The 21,816-nt window shown below is 53.3% G+C and carries 20 protein-coding genes; 4 read left to right on the top strand and 16 right to left on the bottom strand.

Going from position 1 to position 21,816, the window contains the following annotated elements; genetic code table 11:
* Nucleotides 1–270 precede the first annotated feature (270 nt).
* The 3 genes from JWF83_RS03120 (at nucleotide 271) to JWF83_RS03110 (ending at nucleotide 3,853) form a co-directional block, all read left to right on the top strand.
* On the top strand, nucleotides 271–1,647 hold the full coding sequence (locus tag JWF83_RS03120; RefSeq protein ID WP_413648600.1) for a carbohydrate porin: 1,377 nt from the start codon (nucleotides 271–273) through the stop codon (nucleotides 1,645–1,647).
* 66 nt (nucleotides 1,648–1,713) lie between these two features.
* A complete protein-coding gene (locus JWF83_RS03115; protein WP_413648598.1) occupies nucleotides 1,714–2,976 on the top strand; it encodes a CynX/NimT family MFS transporter in 1,263 nt (420 codons plus the stop codon).
* A gap of 136 nt (nucleotides 2,977–3,112) precedes the next feature.
* Nucleotides 3,113–3,853, top strand: coding sequence for a 4'-phosphopantetheinyl transferase family protein (locus tag JWF83_RS03110; RefSeq protein WP_413648596.1), 741 nt, complete (start codon nucleotides 3,113–3,115; stop codon nucleotides 3,851–3,853).
* A gap of 56 nt (nucleotides 3,854–3,909) precedes the next feature.
* Here the strand turns inward: JWF83_RS03110 and JWF83_RS03105 are convergent, their stop codons facing one another.
* Complete coding sequence (locus JWF83_RS03105) at nucleotides 3,910–5,223, bottom strand: NCS2 family permease (RefSeq protein ID WP_413648595.1); 1,314 nt, start codon at nucleotides 5,221–5,223, stop codon at nucleotides 3,910–3,912.
* 214 nt (nucleotides 5,224–5,437) lie between these two features.
* On the opposite strand from JWF83_RS03105, the gene yieH reads away from it, so the two are divergent.
* On the top strand, nucleotides 5,438–6,100 hold the full coding sequence (yieH, locus tag JWF83_RS03100; protein ID WP_413648594.1) for a 6-phosphogluconate phosphatase: 663 nt from the start codon (nucleotides 5,438–5,440) through the stop codon (nucleotides 6,098–6,100).
* Between the two features lie 63 nt (nucleotides 6,101–6,163).
* Here yieH and JWF83_RS03095 read toward each other — a convergent pair whose 3' ends face one another.
* From JWF83_RS03095 to atpE, 15 genes are all read right to left on the bottom strand, one after another.
* Nucleotides 6,164–7,402: an MFS transporter gene (locus tag JWF83_RS03095; RefSeq protein ID WP_413648592.1), complete on the bottom strand. Its 1,239-nt coding sequence runs from the start codon at nucleotides 7,400–7,402 to the stop codon at nucleotides 6,164–6,166.
* 109 nt (nucleotides 7,403–7,511) lie between these two features.
* Entirely contained in the window at nucleotides 7,512–8,246 is a 735-nt protein-coding gene (gene phoU, locus JWF83_RS03090) for a phosphate signaling complex protein PhoU (protein WP_413648591.1), read from the bottom strand.
* 93 nt (nucleotides 8,247–8,339) lie between these two features.
* Complete coding sequence (pstB, locus tag JWF83_RS03085; protein WP_413648590.1) at nucleotides 8,340–9,113, bottom strand: phosphate ABC transporter ATP-binding protein PstB; 774 nt, start codon at nucleotides 9,111–9,113, stop codon at nucleotides 8,340–8,342.
* A gap of 43 nt (nucleotides 9,114–9,156) precedes the next feature.
* On the bottom strand, nucleotides 9,157–10,044 hold the full coding sequence (gene pstA, locus JWF83_RS03080) for a phosphate ABC transporter permease PstA (RefSeq protein ID WP_413648588.1): 888 nt from the start codon (nucleotides 10,042–10,044) through the stop codon (nucleotides 9,157–9,159).
* On the bottom strand, nucleotides 10,041–11,003 hold the full coding sequence (gene pstC / locus JWF83_RS03075) for a phosphate ABC transporter permease PstC (RefSeq protein WP_413648587.1): 963 nt from the start codon (nucleotides 11,001–11,003) through the stop codon (nucleotides 10,041–10,043). Before pstC ends, pstA begins: the two co-directional genes overlap by 4 nt.
* A gap of 84 nt (nucleotides 11,004–11,087) precedes the next feature.
* Nucleotides 11,088–12,128 (bottom strand): phosphate ABC transporter substrate-binding protein PstS, encoded by a 1,041-nt coding sequence (gene pstS / locus JWF83_RS03070; protein ID WP_413648585.1) that lies wholly within the window; start codon nucleotides 12,126–12,128, stop codon nucleotides 11,088–11,090.
* 419 nt (nucleotides 12,129–12,547) lie between these two features.
* Nucleotides 12,548–14,377, bottom strand: a complete 1,830-nt coding sequence (gene glmS, locus JWF83_RS03065) for a glutamine--fructose-6-phosphate transaminase (isomerizing) (RefSeq protein WP_413648584.1) — start codon at nucleotides 14,375–14,377, stop codon at nucleotides 12,548–12,550.
* Between the two features lie 174 nt (nucleotides 14,378–14,551).
* Nucleotides 14,552–15,922 carry a bifunctional UDP-N-acetylglucosamine diphosphorylase/glucosamine-1-phosphate N-acetyltransferase GlmU gene (glmU, locus tag JWF83_RS03060; RefSeq protein ID WP_413648583.1) on the bottom strand — a complete coding sequence of 457 codons (1,371 nt, stop codon included), beginning with the start codon at nucleotides 15,920–15,922 and terminating at the stop codon, nucleotides 14,552–14,554.
* 177 nt (nucleotides 15,923–16,099) lie between these two features.
* Nucleotides 16,100–16,519: a F0F1 ATP synthase subunit epsilon gene (locus tag JWF83_RS03055; protein ID WP_413648582.1), complete on the bottom strand. Its 420-nt coding sequence runs from the start codon at nucleotides 16,517–16,519 to the stop codon at nucleotides 16,100–16,102.
* 24 nt (nucleotides 16,520–16,543) lie between these two features.
* Complete coding sequence (gene atpD / locus JWF83_RS03050) at nucleotides 16,544–17,926, bottom strand: F0F1 ATP synthase subunit beta (RefSeq protein ID WP_413648581.1); 1,383 nt, start codon at nucleotides 17,924–17,926, stop codon at nucleotides 16,544–16,546.
* Between the two features lie 29 nt (nucleotides 17,927–17,955).
* Complete coding sequence (gene atpG / locus JWF83_RS03045; RefSeq protein WP_413648579.1) at nucleotides 17,956–18,822, bottom strand: F0F1 ATP synthase subunit gamma; 867 nt, start codon at nucleotides 18,820–18,822, stop codon at nucleotides 17,956–17,958.
* Between the two features lie 53 nt (nucleotides 18,823–18,875).
* Nucleotides 18,876–20,417 carry a F0F1 ATP synthase subunit alpha gene (gene atpA / locus JWF83_RS03040; RefSeq protein WP_413648577.1) on the bottom strand — a complete coding sequence of 514 codons (1,542 nt, stop codon included), beginning with the start codon at nucleotides 20,415–20,417 and terminating at the stop codon, nucleotides 18,876–18,878.
* A gap of 15 nt (nucleotides 20,418–20,432) precedes the next feature.
* Complete coding sequence (atpH, locus tag JWF83_RS03035; RefSeq protein ID WP_413648575.1) at nucleotides 20,433–20,966, bottom strand: F0F1 ATP synthase subunit delta; 534 nt, start codon at nucleotides 20,964–20,966, stop codon at nucleotides 20,433–20,435.
* A 14-nt stretch (nucleotides 20,967–20,980) separates the two neighbouring features.
* Nucleotides 20,981–21,451, bottom strand: a complete 471-nt coding sequence (gene atpF / locus JWF83_RS03030) for a F0F1 ATP synthase subunit B (protein ID WP_413648573.1) — start codon at nucleotides 21,449–21,451, stop codon at nucleotides 20,981–20,983.
* A gap of 108 nt (nucleotides 21,452–21,559) precedes the next feature.
* On the bottom strand, nucleotides 21,560–21,799 hold the full coding sequence (gene atpE, locus JWF83_RS03025) for a F0F1 ATP synthase subunit C (RefSeq protein ID WP_003849523.1): 240 nt from the start codon (nucleotides 21,797–21,799) through the stop codon (nucleotides 21,560–21,562).
* Nucleotides 21,800–21,816 lie beyond the last annotated feature (17 nt).

Below are 21,816 nucleotides of genomic sequence, written 5' to 3'. Positions count from 1 at the left end.
GGCTACGCGCAGACACTTATTATTTCAATAAACCATTAAATGTCGGCAGAGAGGGCTGGTTAATACTCATCAGCCATAGCTGATACAGGGTGCTTTATCACTCTGATATGAAAATATGCCATGACCAAAATAGAGTTTAAAAAACTTAATTCATAACACGATAATTATTAGCAGTTATTCGCTGCATGAAAATAGTTTACCAGCCACTCTGTCGTTTTTTGTCATTAATGTTCAGCTGTTTCTGCCTTATTTATTTTACAGGATAGAACAATGAAAATTACGCACTGGAATATGTGGATGCAAATGCTAAACGCCGGAGTTATTGCATCCGGAATATTAATGGCGAACGGCGCGGCAATCGCCGCCAATACCGGCAGTTCCGGACGTCCGTTATCCGATGTCGGAAGCTGGCTGTCTGATGAGGGCATCACTCCGCATATTATGGCATCCCAGCTCTGGCTGGGTAATCCCGGCGCCGGGACGAATACTGGCCAGCACTCAGCTTATACGATGTTTTTTGCTGGCGCCGATTTTGATCTCGACCATATGGGGCTTATTCCCGGCGGGAGTGTACATTTCATGCAATTATGGGTGCCATTTTCTTATAATGAGGAATACGGTAACAGTGCCGGCGGTCTGCTGGCGGGTGACCCGCCTCCTTATATCCCCAAAGTCGGCCATTTGCTGCGCTTCGGCTATGAACAGAAACTTTTCGACGACCACTTATCCGTTGAGCTGGGTAAAAGCAATCCAGGCCTGTTCTTCGGCTTTAGCAACTGTAATATCCCGCAGTCCTGCGTAAATAGCGTTCTGAATAAAACCGCGGGCTTTGCACCGGCGCCTTATGCTGGCTGGGGCGCTCACGCCAGCTACCACTTTACGCCCACGCTGGAGTCCGGCATCGGCGCATGGCGTACCTATCAGGCGTTTCCGTTCACTAACGGCTGGGAAAAGTGGGATGACGATTACAACAGCGGCAGCACCCTGCTGGTCGCTAACGTGGCGCGTCGCGCCAGCTGGCAACAAGAAAGCTACCCCCTGAACTGGGAAGTGCTGGTTTTCCACAACAACCTTGCCTATGACGATGTTTACTACACGGTAAACGGCACTTCAAAAGTGTATGACAGCGACTCTGCGGTACGCAGTCACAAAGGCGTCTCCGGCGTGTATCTCAGCGCCAAAAAGGCCCTGTGGCGAAGCGATGGCGGGAGCGAACCTCAGGATGCCGCGCCCAGCGCCATTAGCCTGCATGGCGGCATAACACAGACGCTGGAATCAGATGCTTACACCGGCGTCTCGACGCTGGCGGATACCGGGCTGATCTGGTCCGGCCCCTGGCGGAGTCGCCCGTTTGACAGCTACGGCCTGACTTTGCGCTGGGGCCGGCTGACGGGCAGTGAACAACGCTATATGCAGGATATGTTTGATGCGATGGGGGGAAGCGGATGGCAGGCGCCGCGCAACGAGTATCAGTTGAGCGTTGACGCTTCGATTATGTTAACGCCGGAGATCAATCTGCAGATGACCGGTGCGCGAACCTGGAACAACAGTAACTGGCAGTATCCCTATTCCGCGATCAAACCGGAGGACGGCTATACGTTCTGGCTACAGGTGAACGTTATGCTGGAAAAACTGCTCGGTCTGTAATTTAGCGGGCCGGGTTTTTCCTTAATGTCTGAATTTAATGCTCTCTACCTGACACTGTGATTATCAATGAAGAATATCAGCCCGGATGACGCTATTACGGCGTCCGATGTTTCCGCTAAAACATCATCTCTGTATAACGTACTGTTACTGGTGGCCTTTATTGCACTGGCGGCTAATTTGCGTTCACCACTCACCTCATTACCCTCAGTGATTGATAGTATCAGGAGCGATCTGCATATCAGCCCGGGATTAGCCGGGCTGATGACCACTATCCCGGTGTTATGTTTCGGCGCATTGATGCCCGTCGCATCGGTGATTCTGGCCCGGGTCGGTATTGGCAAAGCCATTTATCTCACCCTGTGCGGTGTGGTGCTTGGCACGATTTTGCGATCGGCCGGTGGCTTGACGCTGGCGTTGTCAGGAACGGTAGTGATTGGCGCGGCGCTGACGCTCGGTAATATCGTCAGCCTGATGGTGATAGCCCGCGATTTTCAGCGCCACTCCAGTATTATCACTGGGGTATATGTGATGTCGATGAGCATCGGCGCGATGCTGACAGCCGCCCTGACGGTGCCGATCGCATCGGTGATCGGCTGGCGCGCAGCGCTGGCGATATGGAGCCTGCTGGCAATCTTAGCCATTGTGCTGTGGATCGGAGCCGGATTTGTCAGGGCAACACCACCCGCTGGCGGCGTTTATTCCGTGCCATCTGGCGCCGCGCGCGCACCCGGCGCCACAGTCTCGCCGTCTGCCAGAGAAGCGTTAGCGGTATGGCGGCGCCCGGTAGTCTGGTTACTGGCGATCGCTTTTTCCTCACACACCTTTCTGTTTTATGCCATGACCGCCTGGCTGCCGGAATATATCAAGCCGGTTGTTAATATGGACACCAGCCAGGCCGGCACCATTGCCTCCATTTTTCAGATACTGGGTATCCTCGGTTGTTTCGGTGTTCCCTGGCTTGGCTCTGTCGCGCGTTTCCCGACGGCAAAATTATTCCTGATTGCCGGTGGCGTATGGTTTTGTATGGCAGCCGGGTTGTTGTTGTTGCCGCAAATGTGGCCCCTGTGGATACTTTCCGGCGGCATCGGTGCAGGCGCGGGCTTTGTGGTGGTGTTTATGCGGGTGATGGAGCTGGCCGGCAGCCTGGATGAAAACCGCCGCATCTCCTCCTTTGTGCAGGGATTTGGCTATATTGTCGCCTCAACCGGTCCGACAGTTGTCGGATATATTCACCAGCAGAGTGGCGGCTGGTCTGGCGTATTTACCCTGCTGTCCACTATCGCTTTGGTCATGATTTCAACAGGAATAATTGCCGCAAAAAGCAAATAATCCCGCCAGACGGCTGAGCAGGCGAATTTGCCATTAATCCTATTTTTGGTAAGGAAACGGAAAGTCGGATGAAATTGATTCAGAAAATTCTTACAATAGCATTGATGATTATCCGACCATTTTCACGGAGCGACAGATGGCAAGTCATTTTGTACGCTGGGCATACGTCCAGAACCCGGCACGTATGCCGCGACTACCGCAGAAATTATTAGAAGATTCCTGGAAACTGAACGAGAAGCGCCGAATGCGTTTTCTTGCCGCCCGTGAGCTGCTGGCCGAACTGATGCTGCGGGTTTATGGTATGCAACAACTCCCCTCCCTGATCACCACGAGCAGCGGCCGTCCCTGTTTTGCCGATCCCGACCTGCCTGACTTTAGTATCGCCTATGCCGGTAATCAGGTTGGTGTGTTACTGGCAGAAGAGGGCGGACGTGCCGGACTGGATATGGAGATTGTTCGCGCTCACAGTCGTCAGACGGTAGAAAGTCAGCTACAGCGCCTCTCTTCAGGCGAGAAAGCCTGGATCAATGCCCAGCAAGACCCGATTGAAGCCGCCACCCAGCTCTGGACCTTACGTCAGAGCGTGCTGAAGCTCACCGGCGAAGGCCAGCGCGATATCGACTCTTTGCGTCTTCATCCCGCTTCCGGTCGTCTGCGCTCAACGGCGTTTCCCGATATTCAGGCCATTTGCGATGTCGAGCCATTAATGGTGTGGTCATGCGCCCTGTCGCCTGGCACCCAGCGTTTACGCCTGTGGGAATTTGCTGAGGGAAATAGCTGGCACGCGCTGCGCGATGTGGAAGTGAATAAACCGAATATGGGACCACGCGCCCTGCGCCTCACCAGTATGCCGCCGGAACGTCAGGTACAGCATTAAAAAAGCGGCATCAGGTAAATCCTGACGCCGCCTGCGGTTAGCGCTTAACTCACGGATCAATGTGCGTCGATAAACACAATCTTAAGCACAAACAGCAGCGCCACCACGATGACGCATGGGCTGATTTCACGCCAGCGTCCGGAGCCCGCCTTCATCACGCAGTAAGCAATAAAGCCCAGCGCGATACCTTCGGTTATTGAGAAGCTGAAAGGCATCATCACGGCAGTCACAAATGCCGGAACCGCTTCTGTCAGATCATCCCACTTAACGCGCGCCAGGCTGGAAGTCATCAGCACGCCAACATAGATCAGCGCGCCGGCTGCAGCATAGGCCGGTACCATCGCCGCCAGCGGCGACAGGAAGATCACCAGCAGGAACAGAATGCCGGTTACCACGGCCATCAGACCGGTACGGCCACCGATAGAGACGCCGGATGAACTTTCAATATAGGCGGTAACGGAAGAGGTACCGATAAAGGAACCGACCACGGAGCTGATACTGTCAACATACAGTGCCTGCTTCATGCGCGGGAACTTGCCTTGCTCATCGGCTAACCCGGCTTTGTCGGTGACCCCAATCAGGGTACCGGAGGAGTCGAACAGGTTAACCAGCATAAAGGAGAAGATAATACCGGCCATACCGAGGTTCAGTGAACCCGCCAGATCAACCTGACCGATAATCGAGGTTACCGGCGGCGGCGCAGAGAAGAAGCCGGTGTATTTCACATCGCCTAACAGCATGCCAATGACAGTGGTGATAATAATCGACACCAGCACCGCCACATGAATGTTACGCGCGGCCAGAATGGCAATGATAAAGAAACCCAGCACGCCAAGCAGTACACTGTGCGAGGTCAGGTTGCCCACCGCCATCAGCGTATCTTTGTTTGGCACCACGATACCGGCATTTTTCAGGCCAATCATCGCAATAAACAGACCAATACCGCTGGTAATACCGATGCGCAGTGACGCCGGAATATTAGCAATCATCCAGTAGCGTACGCGGAAAATCGTCAGCAACAGCAGGCCAACCGCGCCCCAGAAGATGGCGCCCATACCGGTCTGCCACGAGATGCCCATCGCACCCACCACCACAAATGCGAAGAAGGCGTTCAGCCCCATCGCCGGCGCCAGCGCAACCGGTAAGTTCGCCACCAGTCCCATCAGGATACTGCCGAAGGCAGCAATCAGACAGGTGGTAACAAATACTGCCTGGGTATCCATGCCTGCGACACCGAGGATTTGCGGGTTCACAAACACGATATAAACCATAGTGAGGAAGGTAGTGAAACCGGCGATCACTTCAGTGCGTGCTGTTGTGCCATGCTCTTGCAGTTTAAACAGGCGCTGCAGTAAACCTTGTTTATTCATTATCAGATTCCGAACCAAAGGAAATGTTGTCGTTGGCTATCCTATACTAATATGCTGATTTTTGATGCGGATCACACTGTTTTTTCGCAACCGATTGCGCAGTTTTTACCGCTTTATCGCCGTCATTAACAGTAATTGACATTTCCTGGTCGCAATCCTGCCACAGTTGGTTAAAGATGTTATGACATCTTCGAACGATAAAGGATAAAGCGTAATGAGTATTGAATGTGTGTTTTTTGATTGCGACGGTACGCTGGTGGACAGTGAACTGATTTGCACCCAATCTTACGTAAATACCTTTGCGCAGTATGGTGTTGAACTGTCGTTACAGGAAATGTTTGAAAAATATAAGGGTGTGAAGCTGTATGACATTGTCGCCGATGTCTGCGCGCAGCATCAGCTGGATGTTGCGGTCGATGAACTGGAGGCCGCCTATCGTCAGGAAGTGGCAAGGCTGTTTGATGCCGATTTGCAGCCGATTGCCGGTGCGCAGCAGCTGCTGGCGCAGGTTAGCGTACCGATGTGCGTGGTTTCTAACGGCACCGTAAAGAAGATGCAGCACTCCCTTGGACTGACCGATATGCTGCGCTATTTTGATGACCGGTTGTTCAGCGGCTATGATATTGCCCGCTGGAAGCCCGATCCGGAGCTGATGTACCACGCGGCAGAAAAAATGCGCGTACCGGTTGAGCGCTGCATTCTGGTTGATGATTCCGAGGCCGGCGCCAGGGCGGGCATTGCTGCCGGTATTCCGGTGTTTTACTACTGTGCCGACGCCCATAATAAGCCGCTCGACCACCCGCTGGTGACCATGTTTGACGATATGGCGCAGCTGCCGGCGCTGTGGAAGGCGCGCGGCTGGTCGATTACGCAATAGTTTTTGCATGGCGGAGAGATATCCCCCTCAGGCAGCGGGAGCCATTACTGGCTCCCGCGCCGGTTAACCAATTGCTCCCAGCGCATCTTCGTTACCCTGACGCCGCGGTAACAAAAACAGTGTGGCGATAATATCCAGCAGATAGATTAGCGCCAGCAGCGTAATGGCAGCGACAAATGACCATTGCGACGCCAGCAGGCCGATGACCAGCGGTCCAAAGCCGCCGACGCCACGCCCAAGGTTAAACAATACGTTTTGCGCCGTGGCACGAGCCTGAACCGGATAGGTATCGGAGATCAGCGCGCCGTAGCCGCCAATCATGCCATTCACAAACATCCCCATCAGAGCGCCGGTAAACAGCATCACCATCGGATCACGCAGCTGTGCATAGATCACCACCATAATCACCGCGCCAAACTGGTAGATCAGGAAAATCTTCCAGCGCGCAAAGCGATCGGCCAGCACGCCAAACAGCCAGATGCCGAAGGTCATCCCGACCACCGTTACCGCCGTCCAGAGTCCGGATTTGGTCAGTGAGAAACCAAAATTGGCAGAGAGATAGCTCGGCATCCAGATCATCAGGCCGTAATAGCCAAAGTTCTGTACCGAACAGAGGATCAGAATGCCAAGGCTGGCTTTGCTGGTTTGCGCATCTTTAAACAGCAGCTTCAGGCGGGCGCGAAAGGAGAGTTCGGGGGTGGTTTTCTGCTGGCGGGTAAAGGCTTCCGGCTCGCCCATGCCACGGCGAATCATAAACGACAGTAGCGCCGGCAGCAGCCCGACAAGGAACATGCCACGCCAGCCGATGATATTCAGCAGAAAGGGGGTGATAAACGCCGCCAGCAACACGCCAAGCTGCCAGCCGATGCCGACCCATGCTGATGCACGATTACGCTTGTGCGCTGGCCAGGCTTCGGCAATTAGCGCCATCCCGATACCAAACTCGCCACCCAGGCCAACCCCCGCCAGAGTGCGGTAGATCAGCAGATCCCAGTAGCCCTGCGCCAGCGCGCACAAACCGGTAAACAGGGAAAACATCAGGATAGTAAAGGTCAGCACCCGAATACGACCCAGACGGTCGCTGAGGTGCCCAAAGATAATACCGCCCAGCACGGCGCCGATTAGCGTCCAGGTGACCAGCGAACCGGCCTGGGAAGGACTTAATATCAGCGATGCGCTAATAGCGGGCAGCATAAAACCAAGGATAAGCAGATCAAAACCATCCATGGCATAGCCACTAACGGCAGCGAGCATGGCTTTAGCCGGTGTCGCGCTCTGCTTCGCTTGAGTGGATATCGACATGTTTCAGTACCCTACAGATAAAATTGTAGGCCAAGTATATCTCCCCGGGAGTATCTGAAGTACCTGAAACAGCGCAGGGGAGCCATCAATGGCTCCCATTCAACGGAAATTATGCGGGATTACTGCCGCCGTCATCACCAGCCAGCAGTTTATCCAGCTGGTCGCCGCCAACATGACGGAAGTCCTGGCCTTTGACGAAATAGAAGATAATTTCGCAGATATTCTGGCAACGGTCGCCAATGCGCTCAATGGCCCGGGCACAAAACAGCGCCGTCAACACACTGGGAATGGTGCGCGGGTCTTCCATCATATAGGTCATCAGCTGACGCACGATGCCCTCATACTCCTGATCCACCTTTTTATCTTCACGGTAAATCTGGATAGCGGCATTGAGGTCCATCCGCGCAAAGGCATCCAGCACGTCATGCAGCATCTGTACGGTATGATGTCCCAGCGATTCAAGGCTGACCAGCAGCGGCAGATGTTGCTGACTGAATTTCTCCAGTGCGGTGCGGCTGATTTTCTCCGCCACATCGCCAATACGTTCCAGTTCAGAGATGGTTTTGATGATCGCCATCACCAGACGTAAATCACTGGCGGTCGGCTGACGCTTGGCGATGATGCGCACGCAGGCTTCATCAATCTCCACTTCCATCATATTGACCTTGTGATCGCCTTCAATCACCTGTTTCGCCAGATCGCCATCCTGATTATGCATCGCGGTAATCGCATCGGTGAGCTGTTTCTCCACCAGACCACCCATGATCATCACCTGAGTGCGAATGTGCTCCAGCTCGGCATTGAACTGGCCGGAGATATGTTTGTTAAGATTTAAGTTATCCATGTTTTCTCCAACCTGTTAATCAAACAGGCGTAATCAACGCCGAAACAATGGGTGCAAACCCAGTCGCAAAATGGCAACGGCAATCGTCCGTTTTCAACCGTAACGCCCGGTAATATAGTCTTCAGTCTGCTTCTGATGCGGCTTAGTAAACAGGGTATCTGTATCACTAAACTCAATCAGTTCGCCGAGATACATAAAAGCAGTGTGATCGGAGCAACGCGCAGCCTGTTGCATATTATGCGTTACGATAACCACGGTGTAATCCTGCTTCAGTTCGGTAATCAGCTCTTCAATACGGCCAGTTGAGATAGGATCGAGTGCGGAACAGGGCTCATCCAGCAGCAGTACTTCCGGGCGAATAGCGATACCGCGGGCAATACACAAACGCTGCTGCTGACCGCCGGAGAGGCTGTAACCGCTCTGATGCAGCTTATCTTTGGTCTCATTCCACAGCGCCGCCTTGGTGAGCGCCCACTGTACGCGCTCGTCCATATCGCTGCGCGACAGCTTTTCAAACAGACGCACACCGAAAGCGATATTGTCATAAATCGACATCGGGAACGGTGTCGGCTTCTGGAACACCATACCGACACGGGCGCGCAGCAGGGCGATATCCTGCGTCGCCGTTAAAATATTCTCGCCATCCAGCAGAATTTCGCCTTCCGCACGCTGCTCCGGGTAGAGAGAGAACATCTTGTTAAAGGTACGCAATAGCGTCGATTTACCGCAGCCCGACGGGCCGATAAACGCCGTTACCTGGTTTTTGGCGATATCCAGGTTGATATTCTTCAGGGCATGGAATTTCCCGTAATAGAAGTTCAGATCGCGAACCTGCATTTTTCCGGGGGCTTTATTCACCATACTCATTCTCTTCTCTCTTATTCAGCGCCGCCGTGGCCGCGCTGTTCAATTAATGTTTGCCCCTGGCAAAAATTACACGAGCCAGAATGTTCAGTAACAGCACACACAGCGTGATAATCAGCACGCCCGCCCAGGCCAGACTCTGCCATTCGGCAAACGGACTCATGGCGAACTTAAAGATAGTTACCGGCAGGTTGGCGATCGGCTGCATCATGTCGGTACTCCAGAACTGGTTCGACAATGAGGTAAACAGCAGCGGCGCGGTTTCACCGGCAATACGTGCAATAGCCAGCAGTACACCGGTCATAATGCCGGAGACCGAAGCTTTCAACGTGATAGCAGAGATCATCTTCCACTTGGGCGTGCCGAGGGCATAAGCCGCTTCGCGCAGACTATCCGGCACCAGCTTCAGCATATTTTCGGTGGTACGGATCACAATCGGCACCTGCAGCAGCGCCAGCGCAATCACCCCGGCCCAGCCGGAGAAGTGCTGCATTTGCGCAACCACGATGGTGTAAACAAACAGACCAACCACAATCGACGGCGCTGAAAGCAGGATATCGTTAATAAAACGAATCACTTCGGCCAGCATTGATTTGCGGCCATACTCAGCCAGATAAATCCCCGCCATAATCCCCAGCGGCGTTCCAAATAGCGTCGCCCAGAGGATCAATAAGCCGCTACCGGCAAAGGCATTCGCCAGACCGCCGCCAGCGCTATTTGGCGGCGGCGTCATTTCGGTGAATAGCGCCAGCGACATGCCGTCGATACCGCGGCTAATGGTGGAAAACAGGATCCACACCAGCCAGAACAGCCCAAAAGCCATGGTCAGCAGCGACAGTGTCAGCGCAATACGGTTTTTCATCCGGCGCCACGCCTGCATTTTCCGGCGTGAAGCATCCAGATCGGCGCGTGCCTGCATTTCAATTGTTGTCATGTGCGCGTCCCTTCACTTTTCGCTAAACGCATCACCATCAGTTTAGAACAGGCCAGCACGATAAAGGTGATAACAAACAGAATCAGACCCAGCTCCATCAGTGCGGCGGTATGCAGCCCTGATTCCGCTTCGGCGAACTCATTTGCCAGCGCCGAGGTAATACTGTTACCCGGCATAAACAGCGAAGCGCTGCTGAGCTGGTAAGTGTTACCGATGATAAAGGTCACGGCCATGGTTTCACCCAGAGCGCGCCCCAGACCGAGCATCACGCCGCCAATCACGCCGTTTTTGGTGAACGGCAGCACAATGCGCCAGATCACTTCCCAGGTGGTGCAGCCAATACCATAAGCAGACTCTTTCATCATCACCGGAGTCTGCTCAAACACATCACGCATCACCGAGGCGATATAAGGAATGATCATGATGGCGAGGATAACCCCGGCAGCAAGAATACCGATGCCAAAAGCCGGGCCTTCAAATAATGCCCCGACTAACGGAATACCGGACAGCACATTACCTACCGGCGTTTGGAAATATTCGGCAAACAGTGGCGCGAAGATAAACAGCCCCCACATGCCGTACACGATACTGGGGATGGCTGCCAGCAGTTCAATTGCCGTGCCCAGCGGACGCCGTAGCCAGCCTGGCGCCAGTTCGGTAAGGAACAGAGCGATGCCGAAGCTTACCGGTACGGCGATCAGCAGGGCGATAATCGAGGTGACCAGGGTGCCGTAAATCGGTACCAGCGCACCAAAGTTCTCGTTAGGCGCATCCCACTCTTTAGTCCACAGGAAGGCAAAACCGAATTTCTCGATGCTTGGCCATGAGGCAATAACCAGCGAGACGATAATACCGCCCAACAGAAATAGCACAATCAGCGCAGCCAGTTTTACCAGTGCACCGAAGAGGATATCGCCCTGTTTACCCGGGGCCTTAAATGTCGGCTTGGTCGCAGCCATAGAATTCTCGACGTTAAGATGGAAATGGCGGCAAAAGCGCCGCCCTGTGTGACGGACCGAATCCCTTCGGTCCTGCACTGAGTCTTAGTACAGCGCTTTACCGGAGCTGTCTTTGATATTGGTTTTCCATGCTGCACGAATCTGATCGGTCACTTCTTTCGGCAGTGTCGCGTAATCCAGTGCGTTAGCTTCTTTGGCACCGTCTTTATACGCCCAGTCAAAGAACTTCAGTACCGCAGCAGCCTGCTCAGGTTTTTCCTGAGTTTTATGCATCAGAATGAAGGTAGTAGAGGTGATTGGCCAGACGTTGCTGCCTTTCTGGTTAGTCAGATCCTGAGCAAAGGTTTTATTCCAGTCCGCGCCTTTCGCCGCATTACTGAAACTCTCTTCGCTCGGGCTGACAGGCTTACCAGCCGCATCGACCAGCTTGGTATAAGTCAGGTTGTTCTGTTTAGCGTAGGCATACTCAACGTAACCAATCGCCCCAGGCAGACGCTGAACAAAGGCGGCGATACCATCGTTGCCTTTACCACCGAGACCGGTTGGCCAGTTTACTGTGGAGCCGGCGCCAATCTTCGATTTCCACTCTTCGTTTACTTTCGCCAGGTAGCTGGTAAAGACGAATGAGGTGCCAGAGCCGTCAGCACGACGCACCACGGCGATATTGGTTTCCGGCAATTTTACGCCCGGGTTCAGCTTCACGATGGCTGCATCGTTCCACTTTTTAATGTTACCGAGGTAGATATCGCCGAGGGTCTTACCGTCCAGCACCAGCTCGCCAGACTTCAGGCCAGGGATATTAACCGCCAGCACCACACCGCCAATCACCGTCGGAAACTGAAACAGGCCGTCGGCATTTAATTTATCGTCAGTCAGCGGAGCATCAGATGCGCCGAAATCAACGGTTTTTGCAATAATCTGTTTTACGCCACCTGATGAGCCGATACCCTGGTAGTTGATCTTATTACCAGTTTCTTTCTGATAAGTATCCGCCCACTTGGCATACACCGGCGCCGGGAAGGTCGCGCCCGCGCCAGTCAGGCTTGCCGCTGCCATGGCAGAAGCCGCGCTCAAAGATACGGTTGCTGCGACGATTCGAGCTAAGGTGCTATGCATCAGTGTCATATTCCCTCCGGGGGAGTAAAAGTCAGGCTCAATGCCGTTTTAATAAGATTAATCATTGCTGCTGGAGGCAAAATAGGACAGTTTGGTGACAGTAAAATGTACGAAATATGACAGTTTTGTGACATCCAGCAGCTAATAAAAAATCTGCCGGCCCGCAGCCGATAGCGCAGAGCGCCAGCCCCGGCATCAGCGTTACCCTCAGGCCCTGAAACAGGGTCCCACCAGCCGCGGTTGGTTATTACAATGTGGATCACATCTGATGGTTATTGTTGTGATTTATTTCTACTTGTTGGTTTTTTCGCGATGAAAAATCCCCGGAAACAGCTCAGTGATTTTCCCGCAAAGGGGGTATTGCGCCCATAAAAAAAGCCCGGTATTGGCTACCGGGCCTTGCTGATTAATCCTGAACTGTCGTCAGATTATTCGACGGTAACCGATTTCGCCAGGTTACGCGGCTGATCGACATCAGTGCCTTTAATCAGCGCCACATGATACGACAGCAGCTGCAACGGTACGGTGTAGAAGATTGGGGCAATCATATCTTCAACGTGTGGCAGAGGGATAATGCGCATCCCTTCGCTGTCACTAAAACCAGCATCCTGATCGGCAAACACATACAGTAAACCGCCGCGTGCGCGCACTTCTTCGATGTTTGATTTCAGTTTTTCCAGCAGTTCATTATTCGGCGCCACCACAATCACCGGCATATCCGCATCAATCAGCGCCAGCGGACCGTGCTTCAGTTCACCGGCGGCGTAAGCTTCGGCGTGAATATAGGAGATCTCTTTCAGCTTCAGCGCACCTTCCATCGCAATCGGATATTGATCGCCACGGCCAAGGAATAGCGCATGATGTTTGTCGGAGAAATCTTCTGCCAGCGCTTCAATCAGCTTGTCCTGGGACAGCATCTGCTCAATACGGCTTGGCAATGCCTGCAGGCCATGCACGATATCATGTTCGATTTGCGCATCGGCGCCTTTCAGGCGGCCAATCTTCGCCACCAGCATCAGTAACACGGTCAGCTGGGTGGTAAAGGCTTTGGTGGATGCCACGCCAATTTCAGTACCGGCTTTGGTCATCAGCGCCAGGTCAGATTCACGCACCAGCGAGGAGCCGGCCACATTGCAGATTGCCAGCGATCCGAGGTAACCCAGCTCTTTCGACAGGCGCAATGCGGCCAGCGTATCGGCGGTTTCACCGGATTGCGACAGGGTGATCAGCAGGCTGTTTTTACGCACCGCAGATTGGCGATAGCGGAATTCAGAAGCGATCTCGACGTCGCATGGCACATTGGCCAGCGCTTCAAACCAGTAACGTGAAACCATACCGGAGTTATACGAGGTGCCGCAGGCAACAATCTGAATATGCTCAACCTGACTCAGCAGAGTATTAGCGCTGGCGCCGAGCTCGGAGAGATCGACTTCACCATGGCTAAAACGACCGGCTAAGGTGTTTTTAATCGCCATCGGTTGTTCGTAAATCTCTTTCTGCATGTAGTGGCGATAGATACCTTTATCACCGGCGTCATACTGCACCTTAGATTCAATTTCCGCACGCTGTACATCGTTGCCGTTACGGTCGACGATAGTGACATCGCGCCGGGTAATCTCAGCAATATCGCCCTCTTCCAGGTAGATAAAGCGGCGGGTAACCGGCAACAGCGCCAGCTGGTCAGAAGCAATAAAGTTTTCACCCACGCCACGACCAATCACCAGCGGACTGCCGGAACGTGCGGCTATCACGCGCGATGGGTCGCGACTATCCATAATCACCATGCCGTAGGCGCCACGCAACTGTGGGATCACACGCAATACCACTTCACGCAATGAACCACCCTGTTGCTGTTCCCAGTGCACCAGATGCGCCACCACTTCGGTGTCGGTTTCTGAGGCAAAGTGGTAGCCACGTTCAATCAATAGCGCACGCAGCGGCTCATGGTTCTCAATAATGCCGTTATGGACGATGATGATATGTTCAGAGATATGAGGGTGTGCATTCGCTTCGGAAGGTTCACCGTGGGTCGCCCAGCGGGTATGCGCAATACCAGTACCGCCCGTCAGCTGAGTCTCCTCAGCGGCTTCGGCCAGCTTCTGCACTTTACCAAGGCGGCGCAGACGCGTTACCTTGCCCTGCTGATCCACCACAGCCAGACCGGCGGAGTCATAACCACGATATTCAAGACGACGCAGACCTTCGAGAAGAATTTCTGCGATATCACGTTGCGCCACTGCACCAACAATTCCACACATAATTATTTTCCTGACTAAATGGTGTTTCAGCACCATTTTCGTTGTCTTGTGACCTGATTTTCCGCTGAGATTTACGTGCTTGCGCATCGAACCTGCGGATTCCCCGAGCCTTGTAGAGTGGGGAGTATTATTTTTTTAACTAACGGACGGCATAAATGCCGCCCCTACTGCTTTTTATTTCTTTTTCGCCGGACGCTGCCAGCCTGACTTTTGGATCTGCTGTTTACGGTTATAGACCAGATCGGCGGCGGTGATATCTTTCATCACCGTGGTTCCGGCAGCGATAGTGGCGCCGCTGGCCACCGTTACCGGCGCCACCAGCTGGGTATCAGAACCAACAAAGACGTTATCGCCAATGATGGTTTTAAATTTATTCGCGCCATCATAGTTGCAGGTAATGGTGCCGGCGCCAATGTTCACGCCGGCGCCGATCTCTGCGTCGCCGAGATAGCTGAGATGGCCGGCTTTGGAACCTTTACCCAGACGCGCCTTTTTCAACTCAACAAAGTTGCCGACATGTGCGCCTTCCGCCAGCTCACTGCCCGGACGCAGGCGTGCGAAGGGGCCGATAGTACAGGCCGCGGCCAGTTCGGCATCTTCAACCACCGTATATGGGCTAATTTCGCAATCATCGCCGATCACGCTATTTTTGATCACGCAGCCGCTGCCGATTTTCACCCGATCGCCCAGTGTTACCTGACCTTCAATAATAACATTGGTATCAATCACCACATCACGACCATGCTTCAGACTGCCACGCAGATCAAAACGCGCCGGGTCCAGCAACATCACGCCAGCCAGCAGCAGTTTTTCCGCCTGCTCAGCCTGATAAACACGTTCAAGCCCGGAGAGCTGCAGACGATTATTTACGCCCTCGGTTTCGCTAATCCGCGCCGGATGCACCGTTTCAATCTTGCGGCCTTCATGGTGGGCGAGGGCAATAATATCAGTGATATAGTATTCACCCTGTGCATTATTGTTCGTCAGTTTGCTTAACCAGCGCTTCATATCAGCACCGTTAGCAATCAGAATGCCGGTGTTAATTTCACCGATGGTTAGCTGTTCAGGAGTGGCATCTTTCTGCTCAATAATCCCCACCACGTCGCCCTGCTGACGCAGGATGCGGCCATAACCGGTGGGGTTATCCAGTTTCACCGTCAGCAACCCAATGCCCCCCTGCGGTTTTGCGCTGCGCAGGCGTTCGAGAGTTGCCACGGAGATCAACGGCACATCGCCGTACAGCATCAGAATATCTTCGTCGTCGGCAAAGTGCGGCGCCGCCTGTTGCATTGCATGGCCGGTACCCAGCTGTTCCGCCTGCAGCACCCAGGTCAGCGACTCATCATTCAGCGTGGCCTGCAGCAGATCGCCACCATGGCCATACACCAGGTTGACGTTACGCGCGCCGAGGTGTTTAGCCGCATCAATGACGTGTTGCACCATCGGTTTCCCTGCCAGAGGATGCAGGACTTTCGGAAGATCTGAATACATGCGGGTTCCCTTGCCGGCAGCAAGAATAACCACGCTCATTGCGCTGTTTGACATACACACCCTGACCATTCTTTTGATAGACGAAAGTAAAACGGTTTAAGCCTGAGATTACTACATTTTTCTCGGAACGAAATTAGCCAGCAAAGCGAAAATAACCGGCAAAGCCGTCGAAAAGGCCAAAAAAAATGCCGGTCAGATAACTGACCGGCATCTTAAGACATAAAGCCTGGATTACATCGCTTTCCTGGTCAACTCGATAACGCGCAGTTTGGCGATCGCTTTAGCCAGTTCCGCCGATGCCTGAGCAAAGTCGACATCGCCGTGAGAGCTGTTTATATGCTCTTCCGCTTTGCGTTTCGCTTCCAGCGCTCGCGCTTCGTCGAGATCTGTGCCACGAATCGCCGTGTCAGCCAGCACGGTAGTCGAGCCTGGCTGCACTTCCAGTACGCCGCCGGAGAGATAAATAAACTCTTCTTCGCCGTGCTGTTTAACGATACGGATCATACCAGGCCTAATGGCGGTGAGCAGCGGGGCGTGACCAGGATAGATACCCAGTTCACCTTCGCTACCTGACACCTGGATTTTTTGTACCAGACCAGAGAACATTTGTTGCTCTGCGCTGACCACATCCAGATGATAAGTCATAGCCATATCTAACCTCCTGGGAAACCGTTATTACAGTTTCTTCGCTTTTTCCACGGCTTCGTCGATGGAACCTACCATGTAGAAAGCCTGCTCTGGCAGATGGTCGAATTCACCTTCCATAATGCCTTTAAAGCCACGGATGGTATCTTTCAGCGACACATACTTACCTGGAGAACCGGTGAAGACTTCCGCTACGAAGAACGGCTGGGACAGGAAACGCTGCATTTTACGTGAGCGTGCTACCACCAGTTTATCGTCTTCAGACAGTTCATCCATACCAAGAATGGCGATGATGTCTTTCAGTTCCTGATAACGCTGCAGCAGGGACTGAACGCCACGCGCGGTGTCGTAGTGTTCCTGACCAACAACCAACGGATCGAGCTGACGGCTGGTGGAGTCCAGCGGGTCAACTGCCGGGTAGATACCCAGAGAAGCGATCTGACGGCTCAGTACCACGGTTGCATCAAGGTGCGCAAAGGTGGTGGCTGGTGATGGGTCAGTCAAGTCATCCGCAGGAACGTAAACCGCCTGTACGGAAGTGATGGAACCGGTCTTCGTGGAAGTAATACGTTCCTGAAGCACACCCATCTCTTCTGCCAGGGTCGGCTGATAACCTACCGCAGATGGCATACGACCCAGCAGAGCTGATACTTCAGTACCGGCCAGGGTATAACGGTAGATGTTATCGATGAACAGCAGTACGTCACGACCTTCATCACGGAATTTTTCCGCCATGGTCAGGCCGGTCAGCGCTACGCGCAGACGGTTTCCCGGTGGCTCGTTCATCTGGCCATACACCAGAGATACTTTGTCGATAACGTTAGAGTCGGTCATTTCGTGGTAGAAGTCGTTACCTTCACGGGTACGTTCGCCCACACCGGCAAATACGGAGTAACCTGAGTGCTCGATCGCGATATTACGGATCAGCTCCATCATGTTTACGGTTTTACCCACACCCGCACCACCGAACAGACCGACTTTACCGCCCTTAGCGAACGGACACATCAGGTCGATAACTTTGATACCGGTTTCCAGCAGTTCCTGCGAGCTTGACAGATCTTCGTAGGAAGGAGCCGGACGGTGAATTGACCAACGGACTTCTTCACCGATGTCGCCTTTCATATCGATTGGCTCACCCAGCACGTTCATGATACGGCCGAGTGTTGCAGTACCTACTGGTACTTCGATTGGATGCTCAAGGTCAACCGTTGCCAGACCGCGTTTCAGGCCGTCTGAGGAACCCATGGCGATGGTACGAACCACGCCGCCACCCAGTTGCTGCTGAACTTCCAGCACCAGACGAGCATCACCATTCTGAACCTCAAGGGCGCTGTACACTTGTGGTACTGCGTCCTGAGGGAACTCGACGTCCACCACGGCGCCGATTACCTGGACAATCTTTCCAGTAGCCATCTTAATCCTCTACCTAATATTTAACCTGGTTAAACCGCGGAGGCCCCCGAGACGATCTCGGTAAGTTCCTGGGTGATGCTGGCCTGACGAGCTTTGTTGTATACCAACTGCAGCTCTTTGATCAGGTTACCGCCGTTATCGGTTGCGGCTTTCATCGCCACCATACGCGCGGCCTGCTCGCTGGCCAGGTTTTCTACAACACCCTGGTAAACCTGAGACTCTACATAGCGACGCAGTAAAGTATCCAGCAGCCCTTTCGGATCCGGCTCATACAGGTAATCCCAGGTCTTCTTCTTCAGATCGCCTTCATCTTCTGCAGGTGGTAACGGCAGCAGCTGAATGATCTGAGGAGCCTGAGACATGGTGTTGATAAATTTGTTGCTGACGATAAACAGCTTATCTAAGCGGCCTTCATCGTAAGCCTGCAGCATAACCTTTACCGGGCCAATCAGTTCGGACAGGGAAGGTTTATCTCCCATACCGGTAACCTGAGCAACCACGTTGCCGCCAACAGAACTGAAGAATGACAGACCTTTGGAGCCAATAATCGCCAGATCGCTCTCGACGCCTTTATCAGCCCAGGCTTTCATATCAGCCAGCACTCTTTTGAACAGGTTAATGTTCAAACCACCACAAAGCCCACGGTCGGTAGAAACGACCAGGTAGCCAACGCGCTTGACGTCGCGCTCCTCAAGGTAAGGGTGCTTGTACTCCAGATTACCAAGAGCAATGTGACCAATCACTTTGCGCATGGTATCTGCATAAGGACGGCTGGCCGCCATGCGTTCCTGCGATTTACGCATTTTGGAGGCGGCGACCATTTCCATCGCTTTGGTGATCTTTTGCGTGTTCTGGACGCTTCCGATCTTACTACGTATCTCTTTTGCGCCGGCCATAAGCTTCTCCTCAAAGCCTTGCGGCCTGCCCTGTCAGGGCAGGCCGCCAGACGTTACCAGGACTGGGTTGCTTTGAACGTATCAAGAACGCCTTTCAGCTTCTCTTCGATATCGTTGTTGTAGTTACCCGACTGGTTGATTTCAGCCATCAGCTCGACATGGTCGCGATCGGCATAAGCCAGCAGCGCAGCTTCGAAGCTACCGATTTTCGCCAGTTCGACGTCAGTCAGATAGCCACGTTCAGCAGCGAACAGCACCAGGCCCTGCTGGGCAACAGACATCGGCGCATACTGTTTCTGCTTCAGCAGCTCGGTCACTTTCTGACCGTGGCTCAGCTGTTTGCGGGTTGCTTCATCCAGATCGGAAGCGAACTGAGAGAACGCAGCCAGTTCACGATACTGCGCCAGCGCGGTACGAATACCACCGGACAGTTTCTTGATGATCTTGGTCTGAGCAGCACCGCCCACACGAGATACCGAGATACCCGGGTTAACTGCCGGACGAATACCGGAGTTAAACAGGTTAGTTTCCAGGAAGATCTGACCATCGGTAATCGAAATTACGTTGGTTGGAACGAACGCAGAAACGTCACCCGCCTGGGTTTCAATGATTGGCAGCGCCGTCAGAGAACCGGTTTTACCTTTCACTTCACCTTTGGTGAATGCTTCAACGTACTCCGCATTAACACGGGATGCACGTTCCAGCAGACGGGAGTGGAGGTAGAACACGTCACCAGGGAATGCTTCACGACCTGGTGGACGACGCAGCAGCAGGGAAACCTGACGGTAAGCAACAGCCTGTTTAGACAGGTCATCGTACACAATCAGCGCATCTTCGCCGCGGTCACGGAAGTATTCGCCCATCGCACAACCGGCATATGGCGCCAGGTACTGCAGTGCGGCGGATTCTGATGCGGTAGCAACCACAACAATGGTGTTAGCCAGTGCGTTGTGTTCTTCCAGCTTACGAACCACGTTAGCAATGGTGGACGCTTTCTGGCCGATGGCCACGTACACACATTTAATTCCGGAGTCACGCTGGTTGATGATTGCATCGATCGCCATCGCGGTTTTACCGGTCTGACGGTCACCGATGATCAGCTCACGCTGGCCACGGCCGATTGGAATCATTGCATCGACAGATTTGTAACCGGTCTGAACAGGCTGATCAACAGACTGACGCTCGATAACGCCAGGTGCGATCACTTCGATTGGCGAGAAGCCATCGTTATCAATAGCGCCTTTGCCATCAATTGGTGCACCCAGGGTGTTCAGCACACGACCCAGCAGGCCACGACCAACCGGAACTTCCAGAATACGACCAGTACACTTAACTTTCATGCCTTCGGCAAGGTCAGAATACGGGCCCATCACTACCGCACCTACAGAGTCACGCTCGAGGTTCAGTGCAATAGCGTAACGGCTGCCCGGCAGGGCAATCATCTCACCCTGCATCACATCGGCCAGGCCGTGGATGCGGATGATACCGTCACTTACAGAAACAATAGTACCTTCATTGTGAGCTTCGCTCACGACATTGAACTGAGCAATGCGCTGCTTGATCAGTTCGCTGATTTCGGTGGAATTCAGTTGCATATGCTCCAAGTCCCCTTAAGACTGCAAGACGTCTGCCAGACGCTCAAGACGGCTGCGTACGCTGCCATCAATCACCATATCACCCGAGCGGACGATAACGCCTGCCACTACAGACTTATCAATTTTGCAATTCAGCTTAACTTTGCGAGACAGACGTTTTTCCATCGCGGCGCTGATTTTAGTCAGCTGTTCGTCACTCAGAGCATTGGCAGAGATAACTTCAACTTCGGCGGTCGCATCGTGTGCGGCACGCAGTTGTATATACTGAGCCAGTACATCCGGAAGCGCTTGTAAACGTCGGTTTTCTGCCATTACCTTAATCAGGTTCTGACCAGCTTCGTCGAGTTGATCACCACAGATCGCGTTGAAAGATGCAGACGTAGCTTCCGGCGCCACGGCGCCGGAGAGAAGTTCTGTCATCTGTTCATTGCTTGCCACTTCAGCGGCAAACGCCAGCATCTGCTGCCAGCGGTCGACACTTTGATGTTCAACAGCAAAGTCAAAAGCTGCTTTGGCGTAGGGGCGAGCTACAGTTACAAATTCAGACATCAGCCCCTCCCTCCTTACAGTTCAGCGACCAGTTTATCTACGATGTCGCTGTTAGCAGCTTCATCCACGGAACGTTCAATGATCTTCTCGGCGCCGGCAATTGCCAGCATCGCGACTTGCTTACGTAACTCTTCACGTGCTCGTTTACGCTCAGCGTCAATTTCCGCCTGAGCCTGGGAGACGATCTTGTTACGTTCGAGCTCAGCTTCAGCTTTCGCTTCGTCCAGGATTTGACCACGGCGTTTGTTAGCCTGTTCAATAATTACCTGGGCTTCTTCTTTCGCTTTTTTCAGCTGGTCAGTCGCATTAGCCTGCGCAAGATCCAGATCTTTTTTGGCACGTTCAGCGGAAGCAAGGCCTTCAGCAATTTCTTTCTGGCGCTTTTCGATGGCTGCCATAATCGGCGGCCATACGTACTTCATGCAGAACAGGACAAACAGGACGAACGCGATAGCCTGGCCGAGGATTGTTGCGTTAAGGTTCACAGCACAATGCCTCTTGTTAAGTTAACTTAATCTGCCGTCATCAGAGATAAGCGGCAGAGTCCGTTCATCGCTCAACATACAATCTGTTGCCCGATGAACCATCGGTTATTACGCGACAGCAAACATCACGTACAGACCCAGACCAACAGCGATCATCGGGATTGCATCCACCAGACCCATGACAACAAAGAACTGCGTACGCAGCAGAGGAATCAGATCCGGTTGACGCGCGGCGCCTTCCAGGAATTTACCTCCGAGGATGCCGATACCGATCGCAGCACCGATTGCCGCCAGGCCCATCATCACAGCGGCAGCCATGTACAGCAGATCCATATTCAGGTTTTCCATGACAGTCTCCAGTTTGT

The sequence above is a fragment of the Pantoea sp. B65 genome, from assembly GCF_047308185.1.
Taxonomy (GTDB): domain Bacteria; phylum Pseudomonadota; class Gammaproteobacteria; order Enterobacterales; family Enterobacteriaceae; genus Erwinia.
This window is presented reverse-complemented; position numbering and strand designations above follow the sequence as displayed.